The sequence below is a fragment of the Spiroplasma eriocheiris genome (genome assembly GCF_001029265.1).
In the GTDB taxonomy this organism is placed as follows: Bacteria; Bacillota_I; Bacilli_A; order Mycoplasmatales; family Mycoplasmataceae; genus Spiroplasma; species Spiroplasma eriocheiris.
Genome location: NZ_CP011856.1, coordinates 252,790 through 276,025 on the forward strand (window position 1 = coordinate 252,790; position 23,236 = coordinate 276,025).

The 23,236-nt window shown below is 30.8% G+C and carries 24 protein-coding genes; 20 read left to right on the forward strand and 4 right to left on the reverse strand.

What is annotated here, in order from left to right; genetic code table 4:
- Positions 1 to 4: 4 nt before the first annotated feature.
- Entirely contained in the window at positions 5 to 1,609 is a 1,605-nt protein-coding gene (gene pyrG, locus SERIO_RS01165) for a CTP synthase (RefSeq protein ID WP_047791095.1), read from the forward strand.
- 43 nt (positions 1,610 to 1,652) lie between these two features.
- Here the strand turns inward: pyrG and SERIO_RS01170 are convergent, their stop codons facing one another.
- The 4 genes from SERIO_RS01170 to SERIO_RS01185 all read right to left on the reverse strand — a co-directional run bounded on the left by SERIO_RS01170 (position 1,653) and on the right by SERIO_RS01185 (position 4,955).
- Positions 1,653 to 2,495 carry an aldose epimerase family protein gene (locus tag SERIO_RS01170; protein ID WP_047791096.1) on the reverse strand — a complete coding sequence of 281 codons (843 nt, stop codon included), beginning with the start codon at positions 2,493 to 2,495 and terminating at the stop codon, positions 1,653 to 1,655.
- 23 nt (positions 2,496 to 2,518) lie between these two features.
- Complete coding sequence (locus SERIO_RS01175) at positions 2,519 to 3,541, reverse strand: sugar kinase (protein WP_047791097.1); 1,023 nt, start codon at positions 3,539 to 3,541, stop codon at positions 2,519 to 2,521.
- Complete coding sequence (locus tag SERIO_RS01180; protein ID WP_047791098.1) at positions 3,542 to 4,174, reverse strand: bifunctional 2-keto-4-hydroxyglutarate aldolase/2-keto-3-deoxy-6-phosphogluconate aldolase; 633 nt, start codon at positions 4,172 to 4,174, stop codon at positions 3,542 to 3,544.
- A gap of 91 nt (positions 4,175 to 4,265) precedes the next feature.
- Positions 4,266 to 4,955 carry a GntR family transcriptional regulator gene (locus SERIO_RS01185; protein ID WP_047791099.1) on the reverse strand — a complete coding sequence of 230 codons (690 nt, stop codon included), beginning with the start codon at positions 4,953 to 4,955 and terminating at the stop codon, positions 4,266 to 4,268.
- Positions 4,956 to 5,201: 246 nt separating this feature from the next.
- Between SERIO_RS01185 and SERIO_RS01190 the strand changes: the two genes are divergently transcribed.
- The 19 genes from SERIO_RS01190 (at position 5,202) to SERIO_RS01270 (ending at position 23,234) form a co-directional block, all read left to right on the forward strand.
- Positions 5,202 to 6,851, forward strand: a complete 1,650-nt coding sequence (locus SERIO_RS01190; RefSeq protein WP_047791100.1) for a PTS transporter subunit IIC — start codon at positions 5,202 to 5,204, stop codon at positions 6,849 to 6,851.
- A gap of 17 nt (positions 6,852 to 6,868) precedes the next feature.
- A complete protein-coding gene (locus tag SERIO_RS01195; protein ID WP_047791101.1) occupies positions 6,869 to 7,273 on the forward strand; it encodes a hypothetical protein in 405 nt (134 codons plus the stop codon).
- A gap of 3 nt (positions 7,274 to 7,276) precedes the next feature.
- Complete coding sequence (locus SERIO_RS06550) at positions 7,277 to 7,441, forward strand: hypothetical protein (protein WP_158500488.1); 165 nt, start codon at positions 7,277 to 7,279, stop codon at positions 7,439 to 7,441.
- Between the two features lie 26 nt (positions 7,442 to 7,467).
- A complete protein-coding gene (locus SERIO_RS01200; protein WP_047791102.1) occupies positions 7,468 to 8,199 on the forward strand; it encodes a hypothetical protein in 732 nt (243 codons plus the stop codon).
- Position 8,200: 1 nt separating this feature from the next.
- Entirely contained in the window at positions 8,201 to 8,824 is a 624-nt protein-coding gene (locus tag SERIO_RS01205; RefSeq protein ID WP_047791103.1) for a hypothetical protein, read from the forward strand.
- A gap of 15 nt (positions 8,825 to 8,839) precedes the next feature.
- Entirely contained in the window at positions 8,840 to 9,457 is a 618-nt protein-coding gene (locus tag SERIO_RS06430; RefSeq protein ID WP_053040802.1) for an SDR family oxidoreductase, read from the forward strand.
- Positions 9,458 to 9,877, forward strand: a complete 420-nt coding sequence (locus tag SERIO_RS06435; RefSeq protein ID WP_053040803.1) for a 5-deoxy-glucuronate isomerase — start codon at positions 9,458 to 9,460, stop codon at positions 9,875 to 9,877.
- Positions 9,838 to 10,287 carry a 5-deoxy-glucuronate isomerase gene (locus tag SERIO_RS06440; RefSeq protein WP_148553401.1) on the forward strand — a complete coding sequence of 150 codons (450 nt, stop codon included), beginning with the start codon at positions 9,838 to 9,840 and terminating at the stop codon, positions 10,285 to 10,287. The genes SERIO_RS06435 and SERIO_RS06440 overlap by 40 nt, the downstream gene beginning before the upstream one ends.
- 21 nt (positions 10,288 to 10,308) lie before the next feature.
- Positions 10,309 to 11,703 (forward strand): glucuronate isomerase, encoded by a 1,395-nt coding sequence (uxaC, locus tag SERIO_RS01220; RefSeq protein ID WP_047791104.1) that lies wholly within the window; start codon positions 10,309 to 10,311, stop codon positions 11,701 to 11,703.
- Positions 11,678 to 12,478: a 2-dehydro-3-deoxy-D-gluconate 5-dehydrogenase KduD gene (gene kduD / locus SERIO_RS01225; protein ID WP_047791105.1), complete on the forward strand. Its 801-nt coding sequence runs from the start codon at positions 11,678 to 11,680 to the stop codon at positions 12,476 to 12,478. Before uxaC ends, kduD begins: the two co-directional genes overlap by 26 nt.
- A 31-nt stretch (positions 12,479 to 12,509) precedes the next feature.
- Positions 12,510 to 13,571 carry a mannonate dehydratase gene (gene uxuA, locus SERIO_RS01230; RefSeq protein WP_047791106.1) on the forward strand — a complete coding sequence of 354 codons (1,062 nt, stop codon included), beginning with the start codon at positions 12,510 to 12,512 and terminating at the stop codon, positions 13,569 to 13,571.
- Positions 13,572 to 13,717: 146 nt separating this feature from the next.
- On the forward strand, positions 13,718 to 15,004 hold the full coding sequence (locus SERIO_RS01235; protein ID WP_047791983.1) for an adenylosuccinate synthase: 1,287 nt from the start codon (positions 13,718 to 13,720) through the stop codon (positions 15,002 to 15,004).
- Between the two features lie 5 nt (positions 15,005 to 15,009).
- Positions 15,010 to 16,311, forward strand: coding sequence for an adenylosuccinate lyase (purB, locus tag SERIO_RS01240; RefSeq protein ID WP_047791107.1), 1,302 nt, complete (start codon positions 15,010 to 15,012; stop codon positions 16,309 to 16,311).
- 1 nt (position 16,312) lies between these two features.
- Complete coding sequence (gene pth / locus SERIO_RS01245) at positions 16,313 to 16,882, forward strand: aminoacyl-tRNA hydrolase (RefSeq protein WP_047791108.1); 570 nt, start codon at positions 16,313 to 16,315, stop codon at positions 16,880 to 16,882.
- 2 nt (positions 16,883 to 16,884) lie between these two features.
- Positions 16,885 to 17,757 (forward strand): 16S rRNA (cytidine(1402)-2'-O)-methyltransferase, encoded by an 873-nt coding sequence (rsmI, locus tag SERIO_RS01250; RefSeq protein ID WP_047791109.1) that lies wholly within the window; start codon positions 16,885 to 16,887, stop codon positions 17,755 to 17,757.
- Between the two features lie 22 nt (positions 17,758 to 17,779).
- Positions 17,780 to 18,541: a hypothetical protein gene (locus SERIO_RS01255; RefSeq protein ID WP_047791110.1), complete on the forward strand. Its 762-nt coding sequence runs from the start codon at positions 17,780 to 17,782 to the stop codon at positions 18,539 to 18,541.
- Between the two features lie 255 nt (positions 18,542 to 18,796).
- Positions 18,797 to 19,669, forward strand: coding sequence for a hypothetical protein (locus tag SERIO_RS01260; RefSeq protein ID WP_047791111.1), 873 nt, complete (start codon positions 18,797 to 18,799; stop codon positions 19,667 to 19,669).
- Between the two features lie 221 nt (positions 19,670 to 19,890).
- Positions 19,891 to 21,042 (forward strand): hypothetical protein, encoded by a 1,152-nt coding sequence (locus SERIO_RS01265; protein ID WP_047791112.1) that lies wholly within the window; start codon positions 19,891 to 19,893, stop codon positions 21,040 to 21,042.
- Positions 21,043 to 21,056: 14 nt separating this feature from the next.
- Positions 21,057 to 23,234, forward strand: a complete 2,178-nt coding sequence (locus SERIO_RS01270) for a DUF4091 domain-containing protein (protein ID WP_047791113.1) — start codon at positions 21,057 to 21,059, stop codon at positions 23,232 to 23,234.
- The last annotated feature ends 2 nt before the right edge of the window (positions 23,235 to 23,236 follow it).

A 23,236-nucleotide genomic window follows, 5' to 3' on the forward strand; every position in this document is an offset into this window, starting at 1 on the left:
AACTATGACTAAGTATATCTTTGTAACCGGTGGGGTTGTTTCAGGACTAGGAAAAGGAATTACAGCTTCTTCAATTGGGGTTTTATTAAAAGCAAGTGGGCTGAAGATTTTTATGCAAAAATTTGACCCATATTTAAATGTTGACCCTGGGACAATGAGCCCTTATCAACATGGCGAAGTTTATGTAACTGCCGATGGTGGTGAAACTGATTTAGATTTAGGGCATTATGAACGCTTTATTGATGAAAATTTGACAAAAGAATCAAACATCACATCTGGTTTTATTTATAAAAATGTTATTGAAAAAGAGCGCCGGGGTGAATATGACGGGCGAACTGTCCAAGTTGTTCCCCATATTACTAATGAAATTAAAAATAAGGTTTATTCAGCTGCAAAAAATTCACAAGCAGATGTTATTATTACTGAAATTGGGGGCACAGTGGGGGACATTGAATCATTACCTTTTATTGAAGCAATTCGCCAGGTTCGGATTGAAAAGGGTCGCGAAAATGTTATTTTTATGCATGTTTCACTAGTTCCATATATTGCAGCTTCAAAAGAATCAAAAACTAAACCAACCCAGCATTCTGTCCGGGAATTATTATCATTTGGAATTCAACCCGATATTATTGTGGCCCGAACAGAACAACCATTAGATGAAAGTGTGCTGGCCAAAATTGCGTTATTCTGTAATGTTGAATTGCAAAATGTCTTAGTTGCTAATGATGCCAAAACAATTTATGAAGTTCCATTACATATGTATGAACAAAATGCGCAGTTATCAGTAGCAAAATTATTGAACTTAAAATTGCCTCGAACAGATATTAGTCAATGAAACCGCTTTGTGAATCAGATTCATAATTCGCAAGCAGAAATTGTCATTAAACTAGTGGGTAAATATGTTGAATTACCAGATGCTTATTTATCGGTAATGGAATCATTGCACATTGCTGGTTATGAAAATAATGTTAAAGTTAAAATTGACTGAATTAAAGCTGATGATGTTTATGAAGATAATTGTTCAGAATTATTAGCTGGGGCAAGTGGAATCTTGGTTCCTGGTGGTTTTGGTGAACGCGGGTTTGAAGGTAAGATTTTAGCGGTTCAATATGCGCGTGAACATAACATTCCTTTTTTAGGAATTTGTTTTGGAATGCAAGCAGCTGTTGTTGAATTTGCCCGTAATGTTTGTAAAATTCAAGGCGCAAATTCAAGTGAATTTGGAGAAACTCCTAATCCTGTAATTGATTTAATCCGGGGAAAAAATAAAGATGAAGCCCGGGGTGGGACGCTGCGCTTAGGAAATTATAAAGCAACTTTATTAAAAGGATCACTAGCAGCGCAGTTATACCAACAAGAGGAAGTTTGAGAACGCCACCGTCACCGTTATGAATTTAATAATGACTATCGTAAATTATTACAAGACTACGGAATGATTTTTAGTGGTATTTATCAGGAGAAAGACTTGGTAGAAATTATTGAAATTCCTAGTCATCGGTTCTTTATTGCTTCGCAATACCATCCTGAGTTTACTTCGCGACCAAATAAACCAAATCCGTTGTTTAATGGGTTTGTAAAAGCAGTCATTGATTATAATAACAGTAAATAAAAAAATAGTAAGGATTTAGATGACTCTTTAATCCTTACTATTTTTATTTAATAAACTTAATTTTTAATATATATTCTTTTTGATGACCAGGTTGCAATTTGTTAATCCATGGTTTTGCAAAAATATCAACCTGGCCACTATCTTCATAATCTTGATGACCATCCCATGGTTCAATACAAATAAATTTGGCTTGATCATTAATTTTTCAAAAAACAAGATTAGGATAGTTTTGAACGGTAATTTTAATTTCTCGGGTGTTATCTGTTAAAATAACTTCTGTTAAATTATGATTTAATAAGTCATAACTTTGTCCTTTACTATAATCCATGTGGTTAGGAATAAATTCATTAATAGTGGTACTAACCATATTTTTTTTAAACCAATTATCGCTAGGAATAGTTGTTAAAACTTGTGGTTTATTAAAACTAATTTTTGCTGTGGGCGGGTCAATAATAAAAGATGGGTGTCATCCAAAGCAATACGGTAAGTCTTGGGTAGTTTCATTATTAATAATTGTTACTTGGTTAATAAATTCATCATCGTGAATTTCATATTTTACTTGCAAAGTAAAAGCAAACGGGTATTGGTCTTTGAATTCCTGGTGATGGATAAATTCAAAAACAATTGTATTTGTTGTTTTCTGAATAATTTTTCAATTTTTAATATCTCGGAAGAAACCATGAATTGGCATTGAATATTTTTGCCCATTATATCAATACTCGTTATTAATAAGACGTCCAGTTATTGGAAAACAGATTGGATTTTGTTTTTGCCAATCACCATCTAACTGGTAGGTATATTCTTTCTTTTTGTATTGCACAGATGTTAATTCTAAGGGATTATCATTAATAGTTATTTGGATTTCTTTTGTCTGAATAGTATGCATTTTAGTTACTTCCTTTCTAAAGGTTATCTAGTAACATCACGAGCAGGTTGGGTTATAAATTTTTTAATTTCATCAATTGTAAAGGAATAATGATCACCATACATAGTATGTTTCAAAACGCTATTAGCTAGGGCAAAGTCTAATGTAACATTGTCTTCTCAACCATTAAGGACTCCTTGCAAAATTCCGCTTGCAAAAGCATCACCCCCACCAATTCGATCAATAATGTTGTGAAGGACAACCGGGGTAGTTTGGTAAAATTTGTTATTAGCATATAAAAAACCAGTTAAAATGTTATCTTGTGGAGATTTAACTTCTCTTTTGGTACATGCCAAAAGTTTCAAATTAGGAAATTCAGCCATTAAGTTTTGCCATCCGGTTTGTAATTCTAATTGATAATCTTCGCTGCTATTATTAACAATTAGGTTAAGGATGAATTGTAAATCTTTGTGTCCGCAAAAAGCATAATCAACATAGGGCAAGATTGTTAGAATTGCTTGCTGAGCTTCTTGAATCGTTCACAAATTAGCTCGGTAGTTAAAGTCAAAACTTATAGTTTTATTATTTTTTTGCATTGCTTGAATTAATTTCAAAGCATTTGTTTGAACTGTTTGATTTAATGCTAAAGTAATTCCTGAAAGATGGAGATGATCAATTGTTTTGACAATTTTGTTAATTGTCTCCTCATCAGGATTTCAACTTCAAAATGCTGAGTTGTTCCGATCATAAGTTACTTCACCATTTTTGATACTAGTGGGGGATGATAAATAATATAATCCAATCCGACTATTGTGAGTTGAAGTAATGAAATTGGTTTTAACACCAAATGAATTTAAATGTTTTTTAAATTTATTACCAATTTGATTTTCGGGAAATTGGCTAATTGCATAAACTTCATTATCCCAACCAGCTAAATTGATACCAACATTCATTTCTGCACCACCATAATTAAAACGAACAAAACTACCATCTTCAAAACTAGTTCCCATTTTTGTTGTTAATCGTAACAATGGGTCTCCTAAAATACCAATGACTTTTTTCTTCATTTAAATATTTTGTGCTAATCGCACATATTCCTTTGCTTTATTAACAACGGCAAGATAATCATCTTTTTCAATCGGATTAATTAAATTACCACCAATTCCGCATGCTAAACAACCATTTTTTAGCCATATTTGGAGATTATGCTCATCAACACCGCCAGTTGGCATAATTTCAATATTTGGTAAAGGTGCTTTAATTGCTTTAATATAATCAGGACTGAAACAACTGCCCGGAAATAGTTTTACTAGTTTTCAACCATTGGCTAAAATATTAGTCATTTCCGTAATCGTCATAGCTCCCGGAATATATAAAACTTTTTTTGCTTGGCATAACTTACTGATTGCCAAGTTAAAATTAGGTCCAACAATAAATTGACATCCCCAAGCAATTGCTTGCTGTGCCAATTCCTCATTAATGACAGTCCCGGCCCCAATTATAATATCGGTTTGTTTTTGATAAGTTGTTTGTATTGTTTTAATAACTTCTTCAATATTAGGAATTGTAAAAGTTATTTCAATAATTTTGATGTTTCCTTCAATGCATGCTTTAACTGCTGCAATTGCTTTTTGTGCTGTGGTGGTACGAATTACCGCCACAATTTTTTCGTTCTTTAATGTTAAGAGAACATTTTCCATTTCTTTCACCTCACAAAACTACTATACTACTTTTTTAACTTGTATACAAGTTAAAAAACAAAAAAATAAATAACCCTTTAATTAACAAGGATTATTTAAAAATATTAGGAAATTTTTGACGCATATAAGGAATTGTTTTTAAAAAGTTGTGTGTATGATTTTGCATAAATTGATCAATTTTATCGACCCAACCATTTTTAATAATTTCCAGTTCTTCTTTATGCTGGTTTAACACAATATCGAGGTTAATTTGATCAATTACTTCAATAATCCGAATTCGATCATAACTTGCCGCCATTTCTCGTAACTTGGTTCAAATATGTTCATGGTTAACACCAAGAAAAATTAAACGATGAAATTCATTATCTAATTCATAAAATTTCATTACATCAAAAATTTCTTGACTAATTAATTTTTCTTGTTTTTGAATAATTTTTTCTAGGTGGCTCCATACTTTTTTATCAAATTTAACACAAGCTTGTTTTAGAATTTCAATTTCAACGGCTTTCCGAACTAAGATGCCATCTTCTGCTTGTTGAATATCAATTTTTGAAACAAAGGAACCTTTTTGGGGTAAAATATCAATTAATCCTTCTGTTTGTAAAACTTTTAAAGCTTCGCGAATTGGAGTCCGTGAAATATTTAATTGTTTACTTAATTCATTTTCAGAGATTAAAGTGCCAGGTAAAATTACAAATTCAAGAATATTTTGCTTTAGTAGTTGGTATGCATAATCACGAGAATTTAAACTGCTTAAATTTTTGTCTTTCTTAATAAACATTACCGTTATCTACTACCTTTCTATTCTTTCTATAACTTTATTCTATCAAAAATCTTTTAATAAAAATCATTAAAATCATGTAAATAATATAAAGATATTTTTTAACAAAACCATTGCAAAAAAAAAAAAAAAAGTGGTACCGTTAAAGTGAAGATGAGAGCTTTGTATAACTTGTTCTCTCTTTATTTTTAGATATTTTATCTTGTATACAAGTATTCAAGATAACCAGAGAAAGAAGGTGAAAATATGATGTTAAATACTGATGGTTATAGTATCAGTGGGGGAACGGAGTTTATGTTATTCCTTAATTCATTTTTTGGTGAAGCTGCGTTACTAGTTGGATTAATTTGTTTAATTGGACAATTAATTCAGCGCAAAAGTTTTTCTGATGTTGTAGTTGGTACTTTTAAATGTATTATTGGTTTTTTTATTTTAGAGATTGGTTCATCCGCTTTAAAAACAACTTTAGGAGATTTTACCCCAGTTTTTAAAAACTTAGTAACCGGTCCTGATGGTAGTTCAATTACTGCGCAGTTCGCATCCAATGAAGCAATTTTTGCCACAATTGGGGGAATTATTCCATCAATTATGACAGTGGCAACGGGTATTATGGTTATCGCAATTTTATTAAACATTGCCATGGCAGCATTAACAAGATTCCGCTATGTTTATTTAACGGGACATGTTTTATATTATATGTCAATTGCGTTTGCCGCTGCTATTTTAGTTGGTATCAGTGGCGCTTTAAAAGCTGAAGACTATGTAATTATTATCATTGGGGGAGCAACCTTTTTATCATTTTATGCAATGATGTCAAGTGCAGCTAACCAAAGATTTTTACGTTATATTTTAGGGCGTGATAGTATTGCAGTCGCTCATACCGGATCATTGAGTTTCACAATGGCTGGTTATATTGGACTAGGATTTAACAAACTTGCCAAAGGCAAAGTTAAATCAACAGAAAATATGAATGTTCCAAAAACAGCTGGATTTTTAAAAGAAGGAATGATTACTACGGCATTATCAATGTTAATCTTTTATATTTTAATTTTTTGTATTGCTTATGGAGTCCGTGGAATTAATGCATTTATTGGAACTTCAGCAGGGCCATCTTCGCTAAATGCTTATGCGAAAGACCCGACAATGTCATGGTTTGCGTTAGCATTAATTGATGGTTTTAAATTTGCGGCGGGTACCCAAATTTTGGTTTTTGGGGTAAAAATGTTTGTTGGACAATTAGTACCCGCCTTTAAAGGCTTTGCAGAGAAAGTTGTTAAGCGAGGACGAGCTGGAGTTGATGTGGCTTTAACATGGGTTACGGCCCCAAATGCCACTGTAATTGGATTTATTACATCATTTGCCGGGGGAATTGTTGGTTTTGCATTAACATTTGTAATTGCAAAATTTGCCCCCCAAGTTACTTTGTTAGGAACTGACAATATGTATCATGCTGTTTCGGCAATTCCAGTTGTTTTGCCAGGAATTGTTGGCCATTTCTTTATTGGCGCTGGAGCAGGAGTATATGGAAATTCTCGGGGGGGAATTTGAGGAGCACTTGTTGCCCCATTTTTATCAGGAGTTATTATTACTTTCATTCCGTGTGCTTTCTATGCCGCTAATATGTATGCGGGACCAGATTATACCATTCGAATTGGGGCGGGGTGATCAGACACTGATTTTATTTGAGCATTAATTCCGGGAGCATTTGCTTTAATTAATAAATGAGTGGTATTAATTGTAGGAATTGCATTAGTGATCGGGACTGTTGCTGGTGATAATATTCGCACTTTAATTCAAAAGAAAAAAGGAACTTATCGACCAGCGGGTGCTTACACGGAAGAAGAAATGTTAGCAAAATTTAATATCAAACCAAAAGAATTTAAAATTGAAGTTTAAAAATAGGGAGTTTTGTTATGAACTGATGGTATGTCTTAATTATTGTAGTTGGGTTATTATTAATTTTTGTTTTTATCTGACAGGGAATGATTGGCGCAAAAAGTATGAAAATATGAACCGTTGATAAAATGCAAAAACTAATTAGGTTAGAAATTCGGCAAAATTTAATTGATGAATTCGATTTAAATTTACGAAATGCCAAAATAGTTTTTACTAATTATGTTGAAAAGCGAAATTATTGAAGTGTAATTGAAAAGTATTTGGTAGAAATTCATTGTACTTCTGAAATTGATAATCGCGATATTATTGCTAAATATGCTGTTCGTTATCATACCAAAATTGTTTCACGAGGAATGTTAGAGAAAAGAATGATGTCATTAAAACTATTAAGTTACAGTGCACAAAATATTACCAAAAGGTAACTAATGAGCTATCAGTGAATTATTTTAATTTTATTAATTGTTCTTAGTATTGTAATAGTTTTTTGAACATATTTTAATCATAAAAATAACCAACGACTAAAAAATGTTGCCAATGAATTTACTAAAAATATTTTAGCAATGCTTGTCATTGAAAAAAATGAATTTTAATTCCCGGAAATTTAACTAATGATCTTGTGCGAGTTAAAAATAAAGTTAAGGCACCTGAAGAGTTAGCTAAAGTAATTTCGACTGCACTAAAAATTTGTTTTGTTAATTTTATTTGAATCTTTTTAGAAAAAATTGTTGAAAAATATACAAGTCAACAAGAAGCGAAACGTAATCTTCTCTTTCGAGATGTTAACTATGGTAGTGAAAAGAAAAATGATAGTTGTTTTAAAAATAGTATCGCCAATTTAGTTACTAATTGAGAATTAGAATTCTATCAATTAAATGATGATACTTTAGAACTTATTAGTCTTGCACAATATTTTCAGCAATTAAATCAAATTAAAAAACAGGTTTTTATAAAATTTAATATTAATTTTATGAATAAAAAATATTCATTTGTAACCTGACCGGTTGGTAACCACGATTTTGAACTACAAGATATTTATAATATCTTAAAAATAAATAAGATTGAATTTGTTAATTCTCAAATGTTATTAGAAAATTACTATTATCATGTTTTTAAAAATCATTCGATTACTAGTTTAGAAAATCTTGAAACAACATATCATCTTTATTCAACTAACTTAGTAACCAAAATTAGTTTGTTGGAACAAAATAAAAAATTAACTAATACTGAAAAAGGCAACCAAATGATTTTAACTCTAAATTTAATTCAGTTGGAAGTTGCTTACCAAGCTCTTAAACAAAAAATGTTATTAGAGTTTGAGTTTGATAGTAATGTGGCAAAGGAGGGATAAAGTGAAAAAAATATTATCATTATTAACCAGTATGGCAATTTTAGGAAATGCCACGACAGTTGTGGTTGCTTGTGATAAAGAATTATTAGAAGCAACTAATTTAACAACATGGTCAAGTCAAAAAGTTGATAACTCTATTAACTTACAACAAGAATTATCAACAGTAGCTAATAAAAGTTTAACAACCGCTTATTCTTTTATTGGCCAAAAAGATCCAGATAAAGCAACTAATCTTAAATATCAAGATATTTTAGTAGCAACGACGGCAAAAAATAGTTTTACTAATTTAGTGGCTAATATTATTGCTAATAAACTTGGCAAGGATGTTGGCGATACTAAAAACTGATTTACAGAAAATAGTATTGATGAATCAATCAATACTAGTGGAGGAATTAAAATTTCAAATATTTTAGCTTATTTTAATTATCAATTAAGTATTGAAGGTAAGTTAGTTGATCCGAAAAGTCCAACTGTAATTCAAAAAAATAATAAAATTCACCTTGTAATTACTTTTGATCCATTTGGAAATTTTAGTAATAGTAATAGCAATGTGGTAATTGTAAATAAAAATACTGATAAGTTTACCGGAACAGCAACTTTTGATGTTGTTGCTGACTGGTTATAGAAAGAAGGAATTAAAATGGCTGTAGCAATTAATCCTAATTTAGAAGGAAAAGTAGTAGTGATTACTGGTGCTGGTGGAAATAACCCGCGGGGAACAACTTCAAAAGAAGTCTACGAAGTTGGAGATGAAATTAACAAAGAAATTCAAAGTTTCTTTGATATGGAAGTTGAAGGATTTAAATTTGTTTTTGATTTAAACTTCATTGGGAAATTTAATACAATTAAAGTTTTTATTAAACATATGTTAAATAAAGAAGCAACAATTATTAATACCTCTTCAATGGCATCTTTTGCCCCAATGACAAAAGTACCAGCTTATGCAGCAGCTTATGCCGCTGTCAATAATTTTACAAAATGATTGGCAGTTCACTTTGCACCAAGTAATGTCCGTATTAATGCCATTGCGCCCGGTTTTTTCTTGACCGCTCAAAATAAATCTTTATTACAAACCAATGATGGTCAATGAACACCGCGCACTAAAAAAATTTTAGCTGCTACCCCGATGAACCGTTTAGGTGAACCGAAAGAATTATTAGGAACAATTTTATGATTAATGGATCATGAAGCATCTGGGTTTGTTACTGGTGTAGTAGTCCCTATTGATGGGGGCTTCCAAGCATACTCAGGAGTTTAAATGAAAACTTATTATGCTATTGGAATTAAAGAATATTCCCAGATGAATAGTCAAGAACTACGAGAAAATTTTTTAATTAGTAATTTATTTATTAATGATGAATTTAATATTTATTATACGCATTATGATCGCAATGTAATAATTGGTTGTAAACCAGTTAGTAAAGAAATTGTGATTAGTGATGGAAAAGTATTTAACCAACCTTATTTTCTTTCGCGCAGAGAAATGGGGATAATTAATCTTGGTGGAACCGGACGGATTGAAGTAGATGGTCAAAAGTTTGAGTTAGCTAAAACCAATGCGTTATATATTCCGATGGGAGCAAAACAAATTAGTTTTAGTTCAATTACTCAAAATGATCCAGCATTATTTTATATCAATTGTGCTCCGGCACATCAAGGCTATCAAATAAAAAAATAACTAAACAAGATATTAAACAAAAATTTGTTGGTAATCCCCAACAGGGTAACACAAGAATTATTAACCAGTTAATTCATCCAGATTATGTTCAAACTAATCAAGTATGTATGGGAATAACTGAATTAATTGAAAATGGTAATTGAAATACAATGCCTTGCCATACCCATGAACGAAGAATGGAAGCATACCTATATTTTGATTTACCAGTTACTGACATTGTTGTTCACTTAATGGGTCAATCCCAAGAAACACGATCGCTAATTGTTAAAAATAATGAAGTCGTTTTATCACCACCGTGATCAATTCATTGTGGTGTTGGTACTACTAGTTATTCGTTTGTGTGAGGAATGGCGGGTGAAGATTTTAATTGAGATGATATGCAAATAGTTAAACCAACAGATTTATTATAAGAAGAACAAGAGGTGTTATTTATGAAAGAATTTTGTGGTGAAGATTTTTTATTAGAAAATCCAACAGCAAAAAAATTATATGATTGAGCAAGTAAAATGCCAATTTTAGATTATCATAATCATTTAGTTGCCAAAGAATTAGCTGATAATATTGGTTTTCGTAATTTAACGGAATTATGATTAAAAGGGGACCATTATAAATGACGACAAATGCGAACATGTGGAATTCAAGAAAAATATATTACTGGTGATGCTGATGATTATGATAAGTATTTAAAATGAGTTGAATGTTGTGAAATGCTAATTGGTAATCCCTTGACTCAATGATGTCAATTAGAATTAAGAATTTACTTGGGAATTACCAAACCATTAATATTAAAAAATGCAAAAGCAATTTGAGATGAAGCTCAAACAAAATTAGCAACGATGACTTGCCGAACATTTCTAGAAAAATCTAATGTTTATGCAATCTGTACAACCGATGATCCCATTGATAATCTAGAATATCACCAAGAATTAAAAACCTCATGACCAGCAGTCAAAGTAATTGGTAATTTCCGTCCGGATAAAGTGATGAAAATTAATGCCGATGGTTTTGGCGATTATATTGCAAAACTAAGTAATGTTAGTGGAACTGATATTAAAGATTATGATTCATTGATGATTGCTTTAGAGAAAAGAATTAATTTTTATGACCAAATGGGTGGCAAATCAGCCGACCATGGTTTAAACGAATTTCAATTTATTCCAACTACAATTGCTGAAGCAAACACAATTGTTAAAAAACGTTTAAGTGGTCAAAAACTAACTGAAGAAGAATTCTTTAAATTTATTTCAGCATTATTATTAGATCTATCTAGAATTTATAAAAAATATGACTGGGCAATGTTGTGACATATTAATTGTTTACGCGACAATAATCCAGAATTATTTAAAAAATTAGGTAGTGATATTGGTACTGATAGTACCGCCGAAGGATTTTTAGCAAAACCATTGAATCAAATGTTAGGAATTTTAAAAGCCGAAGGTAACTTGGGAAAATTAAGTATTTTTTCATTAAATCCTAATAATTGAGATGCGATTGCTACTTTAGCAGGAAATTTTCAAAATAATGATGATGGAATTAAAGGAATGATTCAGTTAGGAACCGCTTGGTGATTTGCGGATACTTATACTGGTAATATTATGCAAATTGAAAAATTTGCGGAGTTATCAACCTTAGGAGTTAACATTGGAATGCTAACTGATTCTCGTGCTTACTCATCATTTGCTCGTCATGATTATTATCGAAGAATTTTATGTAATCTGGTTGGAGAGTGAGTGGAAAGAGGAATGTGTGTCAATGATGATACTATCTTAAAAAGATTAATTGAAGGGATCTGTTTTAACAATGCCAAAGAATATTTTGGATACTAATATAAGTGATTTTTTAATCAAAAAATTTAGTTTAGTTAATAAGGTTGCTCTTGTAACTGGGGGTAATACCGGAATTGGCTATGAGATTGCGTTAGCCTTAGCCAAGGCAGGAGCTGATTTATATATTTTTTGTTATGACAACACGAATACTGCACAAATGGAAAAGGAAGTAGTAAAATTAGGAAGAAAAATAGTTTTTGAATATGGTGATTTAACTAATTCAAAAACCTTAGTTCAAATTGTTCCGCATGTTTTGCAAAATTTTCAACACTTAGATATTGTTGTGAATAATGCGGGAGCTATTTCCCGAACACCAATTTTATCAGGTACTGATGAAGAATGACAGCATGTACTTGCGATTAATTTAACTGCGGTTTATCAGTTATCACGCGAAGCTGCGCAGGTTATGGTTAACCAGCAGTCTGGTAAAATCATTAACATTGCTTCGATGTTATCTTATCAAGGAGGGAAATTTGTTCCTTCATATACAGCTTCTAAACATGGGGTTGCTGGTTTGACCAAAGCTTTTTGTAACGAACTAGCTAGTTACAATATTCAAGTAAATGCTATTGCTCCAGGTTATATTGAAACCGCAAATACCGCTCCAATTCGTCAGGATCCTGTTCGCAGTGCCGAAATTTTAAACCGGATTCCTAGTGGTCGGTGAGGACAACCCCAGGATTTAGGACTAACTGCTGTTTTCTTAGCTTCACCTGCTAGTGATTATCTAAATGGTAGTTTAATTTCCGTGGATGGGGGATGACTAGCCCGCTAATAAATTAAAAAATAGAAAGAGGAAGAGAAATATGAAATTATCGTTTCGTTGATATGGTCCTGATAAGGACCCCATATCGTTAGAATATATTAGCCAAATACCAAATGTAGCATCGATTGTTACACAATGTTATAAATTCAAACCAGGAGTAGCATGAGAAAGTGATGAAATTATTCGGATTAAAAAATTAATTAATGATCATCATTTAAACTGAGAAGTTGTTGAGTCAATTCCTGTTCATGAAGACATTAAATTGGGACTACCAACTCGTGATGAGTATATTAAAAATTATTGTACAACAATTGAAAGATTAGCAAAAGAAGGAATAAAGGTTATTTGTTATAATTTTATGCCGGCTTTTGACTGGGTGCGCACTGATTTATATAAAAAAATGCGGGATGGTTCATTATGCGAAGCATATGATCAGAATGTAATTGACCAGTTAGATGCTACTAGTGCTATTAAGAAATTTAAAGAATTGCCAGCCTGAACTTTAAGTTTTCCAGATGAACAAACAGCAGAAATTATTGGTGCATATCAAAAAATGAGTGATGAAGAATTATGAGATAACATTGCTTATTTTATTAACAAAGTAATTCCGGTTTGTGACCAGGTAGGGGTTAAAATGGCAATTCATCCAGATGATCCCGCGTGACCAATCTTTGGGATTCCACGGTTAATTATTAACGAAGAAAATTTGGCAAGATTTTTAGCAATTAATCCTTCACCAAATCATGGTTTAACTTTATGTGTTGGTTCCTTATCAACTAATTTAAAAAATAATATGGAGCAAATTGTACGCCGTTTTGTTGATCGCATTCATTTTACTCATATTCGTAATATTCGCTATGATACTCCGCATTCATTTTATGAAATTGCCCATGGTGATCATGATGGAGTTTTAGATTTATCAGCCATTGTAAAAGCCTATGCTGATAATGACTATCAAGGTTATGCACGTCCAGACCATGGCCGTTTAATTTGAGGTGAAGAAAAACAACCTCATACTCCTGGATATGGATTATATGATCGGGCTTTAGGGTTATCTTATATTAACGGGTTATGAGATGCTTATCAAAAAACTAAAAAATAAATTATTTTTAACATAAATATTATAAGTATTTATGTTTTTTTATTAATTACTTTAAAATTCTACATATTTATCTTATTTTATATTATTATTACCTTGTAAATAAAAAATCTAAAATTTAAGGAGAGAATAAAATGCAAGAAGATAAAATAAGAACTTTGGCTGTGGTTGGTAGTCAATGAGGTGATGAAGGAAAAGGCAAAATTACCGATTATTTTGCCCAATCAGCAGATTACGTGGTGCGATGAGCTGGTGGGGATAATGCTGGCCATACAATTGTTATTGATGGGAAAAAATATAAATTAAGTATTGTTCCCTCAGGAGTTTTTAATGCAAACTCAATGAATGTCATTGCAAATGGCTGTGTTGTTAACTTGCGTAAGTTAGTTAGTGAGATTAATTATTTAGCGGAAAATGGTTATGACTGTAAAAACCTTCGCATTAGTAACCGTGCGCATTTAATATTACCGTATCATCTGAAAATTGATGAATTACAAGAAGAATATCGTCAAGATGATTTAATTGGAACTACTAAAAAAGGAGTGGGACCATGTTATCAAGATAAAGCTGAACGAATTGGAATTCGGGTAGGTGATTTATTTGAACCAGAAAACTTTAAGAAAAGATTGACAGCTAATTTAAAATTTAAAAATGAATTATTAACTAAAATCTTTAATGCTGAACCATTTACTGTGCAAGAAATTTATGATGAATATTTGGAATTATTTAACCAAATTAAAGATTTAGTAACTGATACTTCGTTAGTAATTGATAATGCCATCAAAGTTGGGAAGAAGGTCCTATTTGAAGGCGCCCAAGGAGTTATGTTAGATTTAGACCATGGTACTTATCCATTTGTAACTTCTTCTAATCCTTCGGCAGCTTCAATTCCAACTGGGTGTGGAATTGCGCCTCGTTATATTAGCAATGTGATTGGAATTGTGAAAGCATATAATACCAGAGTCGGAACGGGACCATTTCCTTCGGAAATTACTGGTGAAGTTGCCGATTATATTCGAGAAACTGGGCATGAATATGGAACAGTATCAGGAAGAGCTCGGCGCATTGGGTGATTTGATGCGGTATTAATGAAACATTCATTACGAGTTAGTGGTTATACAAGTATGGCCATTATGTTATTAGATGTTTTAACTAGTCTTGATAAAATTAAAATTTGTACAAAGTATCGTTACCAAGACCAAGAAATTGATTATGTCCCAAGTACAATTGCCGAATATAATCAATGCCAGCCAATTTTTATGGAAGTTGATGGTTGGACAGAAGATATTAGTCAAGTTAAAACTTATGAAGAATTACCAACTAATGCAAAAAAATATTTAGCTAAATTATCAGAAATAGTTGGGGTTCCTATTAGTTTATTTTCGGTTGGTCCTGATCGTGCTCAAACAATTTTAATTGATAAGGAGATATTTTAATAGTTATGATTGAAAGATATTTGGTAAAAGAAATTGCTGACATTTGAAGTGATGATAATAAGTATGCGACATGAGGATTAGTAGAGTTATTAACTTGTGAAGGGTGAAATCAGTTAGGGTTAATTAGTAATCAAGAAATTGCCGCTTTAAAACAAAATTTAAAAGTTGATATTCCCCGCATGCTTGAAATTGAAACAGAAACCAAACATGATGTTGTCGCCTTTACGAGAATGTTATCAGAACATATGGGGCCAGAAAAAAGATGGGTCCATTTAGGGTTAACTTCAACAGATGTTGTTGATACTAGTCAAAATTATCTAATCAAACAATCCAATTTGATTGTTGATAAGTATTTAAACTTGTTATTAGCAAGTTTAAAAGCAAAAGCATTGCAATATAAAACCCAAATAATTATGGGCCGAACACATGGAATGTACGGTGAGCCAACTTCATTAGGGTTAAAATTTTTACTGTGGTATGCGGAGTTAGCACGAAATATTAAACGTTTTAATTTTGCTAAAGAAAATATTGAAGTAGTGAAGTTAAGCGGTTCGGTTGGTAATTTTGCGCATATTGAACCGGAAGTGGAAACTTATGTTGCTAAAAAATTAGGATTAGGGATTGATCCAATTACAACCCAAGTTACTCCTCGTGATCGCCATATTAATTTATTTACTAGTTTTAGTCAGATTGTTAGTTTATTAGAAAAGATGGCAATTGAGTTTCGTCATTTCCAACGAAGTGAAGTTAACGAAATGGCCGAGGGTTTTAGTGCAAACCAAAAAGGTTCTTCGTCAATGCCCCATAAGAAAAACCCTATTAGTTCAGAAAATATTTCAGGTTTGGCGCGGTTAGTTCGCAGTAATATGTTAGTTACTTTTGAAAATAATTTATTATGACATGAACGCGATATTTCGCATAGTAGTAATGAACGAATTATTTTACCAGATACTTATCATTTAGTGGTTTTTTTATTAAAACGAATGATTAATGTCATTGATAATCTAGTTGTTAATATTGATAATATTAACCAACATTTAACCCAAGCAAATAATATTTTTTATAGCCAAGTAGTATTAACGGAAATTATTAAAAAAACAACATATAGTCGTGAAGAAATTTATGATTTTGTGCAAAAATGTACTTTAGAAACACAGCAAACAAACCAAGATTTTTTCCAAGTGTTAATTAAAAATAATGTTGAAAAATATTTGCCAAAAGCAGAATTAACAAAATTATTTAATTTAAATTATTTTATTCGGAATGTGGATAAGATTTACGATCGGGTGTTACAGAAGGAGTCATAAAATGAAATTAATTGTTGGTTTAGGAAACCCAGGGGATGAATATAAATACACACGCCATAATATTGGTTTTTTAGCATTAGACCGTTTAGTAGAAAAATTTAACCCCGATGGTCCGAAAAAGAATTTTAATGCTTTTTATTGAGAAACAAAAATTAATGATGAAAAAGTTATTTTTATGAAACCCCAAACTTATATGAATTTAAGTGGGAGTGCCGTATTAGCTATTAAGCAATTTTATAAAATAAATTTAGAAGATATTATTATTATTCATGATGATAAGGATATTGAATTTGGGGCGTTAAAAATAAAAACGGGTGGTTCAAGTGCTGGTCAAAATGGAATTAAGGACTTAATCAATAAATTAGGGAGTGAAAATTTCAAACGGATTCGGATCGGAATTGGTCGTGACCAGCAAATTGACTTAAAAGATTGGGTTTTGGGAAAGTTTACTAAACAGCAACTAGCAACTATTAATGATGATATTTTGGTGCGAATTGAAGAAATCTTCATTCATTATTTATTAAAACAAGAAAGTTTTAATAAGATAATGAGTTTATATAATGCAAAATAATAATGAAACAATATAGTTTTAAAAGTAATAATCCCAAACTTTATTTAATTGCCACTCCAATTGGAAATTTACAAGAATTTAGTCCCCGCGCCATAGCAATCCTTCAAAACGAAGTCGGGAAAATTTATTGTGAGGATACCCGTAATACCATTAAACTGCTTAACCATTTTAATATTAAAAAGAAACTAATATCCTTAAATAAGGATAATGAAAAAACCAGATATCAAGAGTTACTTCATAGTATTGATCAGCGAGAATCAATTGCTTTAGTTAGTGACGCAGGATATCCATTGATTAGTGATCCAGGGTATTATTTTGTTAACCATTTAATGTACGAGCTAAACTATGATATTGTTCCAGTTAATGGATCAAGTGCTTTTTTAAGTGCGTTAATTAGTTCCGGTCTTGATCCTCGTCATTTTTTATTTTATGGTTTTTTAAGTCACCAGAAAAATAAAAAACAGGGAGAACTAGAAAGTTTACAACAGGTGCCATACCCAATTATTTTTTATGAATCACCTCACCGGTTAATTGAAACATTACAATTATTACTAACAATATTTAATGATCGGCAAGTTTGTGTGGCCAAAGAAATAACAAAAATTCATGAACAGTTTTATCGTGGCAAAATTAGTGATATTATAGAAGAAATTATGAAAGATGATAATTATCAATTTGGCGAATATACGATTGTAATTGCGGGGAATATTGAAAATTTAGCTGAGGTTTCACTTAGTGATGACCAATTAATTTCTGAAGTTAGTACTTTAATTAAAGAACAAAATTATAAAGCAAAGCAGGCAATTGATATTGTGGCAAATAAATACCACATTAGTAAAAATATTTTATATAATAAATATCATAAGAAAGACTAGCAGATTATTAAAGGGGTAGATTATGAAAAGACAAAATATTAAGATTGCAAAATTAATATTTTATCTAGCAATTATTGGGCTAGTTTTATTTTCATTATCCTTATCTTTTTGGTACACGTTACTCCATTATAAATTAAATTGAATTAACTTTGCTTTTTACACTTTTTCATGATGAAGTGTTCAAACTAGTTTAATTTTATTACTGTTTGCGCTAGGTGGGGTAATTAATATTTTTTGGCCAAAATATTTACAATTTATTAATAATGATAATTTTAAATTATTCTTAGTTTTTATCTCCGTGGTAACTTCAATCTTTTTTACCATTGGGATCTTTGTCAGTTTAGCAACTAATACTAAATTTACTCCTAATAATGATGGACAAGCAATTTACTGAATATCAACCGCCATTGGCCATTGAATTTTACCCATCGCTATTATTGTTTATTTTTTTGTTACTTCAGAAGTTAAGGAAATTAATCTTAAAAGATTTTATTTAAAAGACTTGCACAAGTTCTATTATTTCCCAATTGTTTATACAATTTATATTGGAGTTCGGGAAGTTGTTTTATTAGTCCTGCCAGTTGATGAAAAATTATTTAATTATGCCAGCGGGGTAGGCAATTATTATGCCCCATATTTTTTCCAAGATTTTCGTCAGACTGCTTATTATATTTTATATTTAATTGTGTTGGTAATTCTTATTTTCTTGATTTTAACAATTTTAATTTTAATTAATAATATTCGTTATTATAGAAGAAAAAACCAGTTGTTAAAAGAAGAATAATTTTACTTTTTCTTAATATTTATGTAATTAAAGAGTATAATAAATAAGTGTAGGCGAAATATTAAAACTGAATATAATTAGAGTATTTAAAATACCAAAATTTATTCGCGAGGATAATTTTGGTATTTTTAATTAAAACAGCGAATAATAATTAATATTTAGAAATGAAAAACTAATTAGGTTAATTAATATCATATTTTAGTTTTTTAGGATAAAATAATAGTGTTAATATACTAAAAAGAAGGGAAAACCAATATGTCAGAAAATAATTTTTGAAGTAATGTCGAAACTGGAATGAATAACTATTTAACAAAATATTTAAGTTTGTTTAAAGAAAGTTACCAAAAACCAGAAGTATATAAAGATGAAAAAGTGGATGCTTTTTTAAAAGGTTTAGAAGGTAAGGAAGGGTTTGAACAAGTTTTTAATTATGTACGGGTAGAAATTAAGCCCTTATTTGACCAAATCCGTACAAGCTATTTAACGGATAAAAAACCAGAAGAAATTGAACAAAATAAAATTAATACTTTAATTGAAGTAAGTAAACTATTCAATGCTATTATTCCGTTGCCACGATTTTTAAATGATTTTATGGTTAGTGCTAAGGAATCATCTCCGGTTGATTTAAATAAATTATTTGTTAATATGATGAAATTAGAAGTTAATGAATTAACAAAAATTTATGATGAAGAAATTAAAGGAATGGACCCGGTAATTGATAATTGTGTTGCTGATTTAAATAAATCAGAGGATGCTTTAGAAATTTGAAATTTCATTAATCAATTTGGGTTATTCTTACAACGTGATATGGCCCTAACTGAATATAACCAAAGTGAAGAAGACAAAAAATTTGATGAACAACTTAAAAATATTGATAAAATTGAACAAGACTTTAAAGATGGAAAAATTCAATTACCAGAATTTAATAAAGAACGCTTAGTAGAAGAAGTCAATAAATATCATAGTTTTGTAACGGAAATGACTCCGGAAACTCGCAAAGAAGTAGCTGACAAGGCAATTAATTACCGTAATAAAGTTTTACCACTAGTTCAAATTGTTCAATGCTTGCATGATTTATTAATTAATATTTTAACAGCAACCAATATTATCAATACCGATAAACAATAACTAAAATTTTAAAATAATAACTTTGTTATCTTGAAATATTTTAAATTCAAGATATAATAGAAGTATGGAGTTAGATATAAATCTACTCTTGGCAAAAACGGGTATGCCCGTTTTTTTATTTATCAGCAATCAACGCTAATCCTGATTGCATTTTTTTTTTTTTTTTGTTATTATAAAAGTCATATAAAATAAATTGATGTTATGGGGAGTGTTTAATAATTGTGAAAAAATTAATGGCCGTCTTTTTGTTATTTTTTCCTGTCAGTGTAACTGTTACCAATGCGGTAATTGCTGTTAGTTGAAAAGATACCAATGATATTAAATATTTAATTACAAAAGAAACTTTAACTCGTAATTATTTGTGATCATTAACAAGTTTACGGGGTTATGATGATGGATTAATGCCTTCTATTAGAACAAATGTGCTATTAGCACTTAGCCAAAATGCCCCATGAATTGATATCAATACTTTAGATATTCAAGTCTATTATGGTAATATTAATGATAATAATTTTTATAAAGCAACTCCAATTGATTTTTCCGATTTTAAAAATGATGGCTTAATTTTATATTTTACCGTGGGAATTTTTACGAAAGCGGGTAAAAAATATCAGGGTCATCAATTTATTAATTTTGATTTTCGACCAACCTGAACTTTTCCAGCAAAAGACAAAGTTAGTTTAAATAATAATGGTACGCCCATTAATAGTATTGATAGTTTAGTTAAAGCGTGAAATAGTCTTTTACAAAACCAAATTATTATTAATAATTTTAATCAACAATTTCAAACGATGGGAGTCGACATTTCGCTCGGGATGGGGTTACAACCTGGTCAAATGCTAATTAGTGGTGATACAAAAAATTATTTAAAATTAAGTGGCGAAGAAATTAAAGAAGATAATGGCCATATTACAATAACTGATAATTTATTTAGTTATCTCCCGGATAAACTTCGCGCAGCTTTATTTAAAATCCCAACAAATAATTTTCTACTACCCGTTGGTCAAGAAATTAATGTTAAAAGTAAGGATATTAAAGATCACGGTTATGATTATAGTTATTTAGATTACGAGGTTACCCTAGACTCAACTTTACAAGACTTATTAGTTCCAATGCGCAATTATTTAGTAACAATTATTAATAATATTTATCGCAAGGAAATTGACCCTAATACTTTTAGTGTGCAATTTAAAAAGAATAGTTATGCAGACCCCACATTATTAGATTTAACAACTCCAATTAGAGATTTATGAACTTTCACTAGTCCCGAGGGGGATAAAAAACACTGGGTATGAATGGAAATGTTTAATGCAACTGATACCTTGTTAAATATTTCATCAACCCCAGGGTTTCACTTAGCATTTAAGATTTAAGGGAGGGAGCAAATATGGCATTATCATTGCGTAATTTAACAACAACTTTTTTACTAACTACTTTGGTTGGTTCTTTAACTACTTTAACGGTTGCTTGTGCCCGAACATTTACGAACGCTAGTGGTGGAAACCATAGTTATGAGAACCAATATAATTTTCAGTATGGTTGTGAAGATCGCGGACCGGTTCAAGATGATAATGTGTATTTTCACACTTTTTTTGGGGATGCTAAATTTACTTATTCAGTTTATTTAGCTGAATCACAACCGGAATTTTATGGAATTCGTGATAATTTATTTAACTGTCAAAATGATAATCCAACTTTAACAACTTGAAAAAATGAATATACTAATTTACAGTTAATCATTTTAAATAAACTTAGTTTGGATAAATTTAATGATTTATCAGTAAGAGTAATTGACAACGATGATCCTAATATTGAGGTTCAAGCAAATTTTTTAACATTTATTAAAGCGCATAATAATGCTGCTGGCCGTGACAAGGATATTTACCAAGGGACCCAATATATGCCTGATGCCATTGGTCCAAGTAAGTTGTCTACTTTAAGTTTTGATGTGCAGCCCATTTGAGTTAGTATTTATACAAAGAATAATGCTCGTAGTGGTTTTCATAATTTAAAATTAGAATTAAAATTCAATGTTAATGGGCAAAATATTACTTTAACCCGTCCTTTCCAATTGAATGTTAAAAATTATCAGTTAGTAATGGATGATTCTCAACAAGAGCCAAGTGAACGGTTTGGTTTTAGCGCAACTTCTTACCCCTCAAATGCAATGAATTATGTTGAAAAAACAACTAATAATAATTTAACGACAAATAGTTTGAGTTTGACAGCTGATCAAATTGGCCCCCGGCCTATGAACATTCCCTATTATTTAACTGATACTTACCAACCATATTTAATTGAACATTTAAAAACCTTAAAAAGAACCAATAACTTTTATTTATATGGAACTGGTTTTAGTCACCAGTTAATTCAATGAACAGGAAAATTATCAAAAAGCGGTTGAAGTGACCAGCAATATGAAGATTATATTAAAAATAACAATTTTAGTGATGTTATTAAAGATAAGGACTGGACATGAACATTTGATTTCACAGGGTTAGATGCCTATTTAAAACTAGCAGCTAAATTAGGATATCGACAATTTCTTTTTACAACAATGGATACTGGAAATTTTAGTTTTTGGTATTTAAAAGGAGCAAGTGCTACGCAAGGACCCCAACGTGATTTTAAAGTTTCGCTAGTTAATGCGGGTAATGGGATGCTGGGGAGTGATTTTAATAATTATCTGGAATTTTTACATAGTAAACTAATTAAATCCTTATCGGAATATTGGCACCAAGCTTCCCAAAAACCAGAATACAAAACTCCTGATGGTAAAACAATAACTCTTTATGATTCATTTGATGAGTTGGCCGATAAGACAAATGAACTAACAATGAAAAATGTTAATGACAATGATCAGTATCGTCTAATTAAGTCAAATGTTTTTGCCGGATGAAGATTTAAATATGATCCGTTTAACGAAAAAGAAATTCAGGAAATCTTTTTGAACAAGTACAACCAAATGATTTTACAACAGCGAGAAATTGTTCAAAAATTTAATAATTTAAATATTTATAAATTACGAAGTAATATATTACGTCGCAAATCATTAGGAAATTCAACAATGATTTATAGTTCATGAAATAATTTCCCGGCTTCATATTTACAGTCTGATAATAGTGAACAAGTCTGGGGCCCATTGCTGGCTTATAAAGTAGGGGCAAATGGTTATGTTCGTTGGGCATATGATTTTTATCGTGATGATTATTATAAATTAGGAGAAGTTAGCTCTGAGTTTGAAGCTGGGGATAATTTCTTAGTTTATCCTGGTGATATTAAAGGCCCTCGTTTAAGTGTACGTTTTTTAAACTATTTAGCGGGAGTTCAAGAAGTGCATAAGATGATGCAGTTAATTGAGCTTTATCCGAACAAGCGTTACGACATTAATCGGGCATTAAATGCAATTGGCTTTGCCGGAACCACAACTCGGGATAATAAATATAAATGATACCCCCAAGATTTCACAATTAGTGATGTTAAATTCTTACAACCAGGTTTACACTATCAAAAAACAGTTGGCGAACAAGTTTATGAGTTATTTATGTATATTGATACATTTTAAGG